This window comes from Micromonospora sp. NPDC049799, from assembly GCF_040656655.1.
GTDB lineage: Bacteria > Actinomycetota > Actinomycetes > Mycobacteriales > Micromonosporaceae > Micromonospora.
Genome location: NZ_JBFAMU010000830.1, coordinates 1 through 1429, shown reverse-complemented (window position 1 = coordinate 1429; position 1429 = coordinate 1). Strand labels below are relative to the sequence as shown.

The window sequence follows — 1429 nt, the reverse complement described above, 5'->3', positions numbered from 1 at the left end:
GAGGAACGCGTCCGACTTGTCGATCATGAGCGTCTTCCGGCTGGCCATGGAGTCCGTGACCAGCAGCTCGTCGGAGGCGAGGTCGGCGACCTCCACCCGGGTGGAGCTGGTCACCGGCTCGCTGGGCGCGGCGGCCCGGCGCCGGGCGCTGGCCGAGGTCGCCAGCGGCGCCGCCGGCATCGTCCTCGGCACCCACGCCCTGCTGTACGAGGGCGTCGACTTCGCCGACCTCGGCCTGGTGGTCGTCGACGAGCAGCACCGGTTCGGCGTGGAGCAGCGCGACGCGTTGCGGGCCAAGGCCGACCAGCCGCCGCACGTGCTGGTCATGACCGCCACCCCGATCCCGCGCACGGTCGCCATGACCGTGTACGGGGACCTGGAGACCTCCACCCTGTCCCAGCTCCCGCAGGGACGGTCGCCGATCGCCTCGCACGTGGTTCCGGTGGCCGAGAAGCCGGCCTTCCTGGACCGGGCCTGGCGTCGGGTGCGCGAGGAGGTCGCCGCCGGCCACCAGGCGTACGTGGTGTGCCCGCGGATCGGAGAGGGGCCGGTGTCCGAGGAGGAGCCGCCGAAGGAGGACGACAACGGGCGGCGCCCGCCGATGGCGGTGACCGAGGTGGCGCCGCTGCTCGCCGAGGGGCCGCTGCACGGGCTGCGCATCGGCGTCCTGCACGGCCGGCTCCCCGCCGACGAGAAGGACGCCGTGATGCGCTCCTTCGCCGCCGGCGACGTCGAGGTGCTGGTCGCCACCACCGTGGTCGAGGTGGGCGTCAACGTGCCCAACGCGACCGTCATGATCGTGCTGGACGCCGACCGGTTCGGCGTCTCCCAACTGCACCAGCTACGCGGCCGGGTGGGCCGGGGCACGGCTCCCGGTCTGTGTCTGCTGGTGACCGAGGCGGCCGAGGGCTCCCCGGCACGGGAGCGCCTCGACGCGGTGGCGTCCACGACCGACGGGTTCAAGCTCGCCGAACTGGACCTGGAGCAGCGCCGCGAGGGTGACGTGCTCGGCGCGACGCAGTCCGGCCGCCGTTCCCACCTGCGGCTGCTCTCGCTGCTGCGCGACGCCGACCTGATCCGGGACGCCCGGGCCGAGGCGATCGAGCTGGTCGAGGAGGACCCGGAGCTGGCCCGGCACCCCGCACTGGCCGTCTCGGTCGCGGCGTTGGTCGACGAGGAACGCGCGGAGTACCTCGAAAAGGGCTGACCCTCCGGGCCTCCGCCCGCCAGGCTCGCCCCGCCGTCCTCGCCAAGATCGCGCTGACTGTGCGCCGGCCCTGTGTCGGCTCGGCGCCCGCCCGCCAAGATCGCGCTCGATCCTGGAAGTAGTGGTCTCGATCGCGAATGGAGGCCACTACTTCCACGATCGAGCATGATCTTGGCGGCGGCGGCGGCGGCGGCGGGCGGGCGGGGCGGGCGGGTGCGGCGC

Annotated in this window: 2 pseudogenes; one reads left to right on the top strand and one right to left on the bottom strand. The window is 74.0% G+C overall.

Annotation, left to right across the window (positions count from 1 at the left end):
• Positions 1–96 (bottom strand): annotated as a pseudogene (locus tag AB0I76_RS29875) (TIGR00730 family Rossman fold protein); the annotation flags it as partial.
• Between AB0I76_RS29875 and AB0I76_RS29870 the strand changes: the two are divergent.
• A pseudogene (locus tag AB0I76_RS29870) lies at positions 92–1207 on the top strand (helicase-related protein); the annotation flags it as partial. The pseudogenes AB0I76_RS29875 and AB0I76_RS29870 overlap by 5 nt on opposite strands.
• Positions 1208–1429 lie beyond the last annotated feature (222 nt).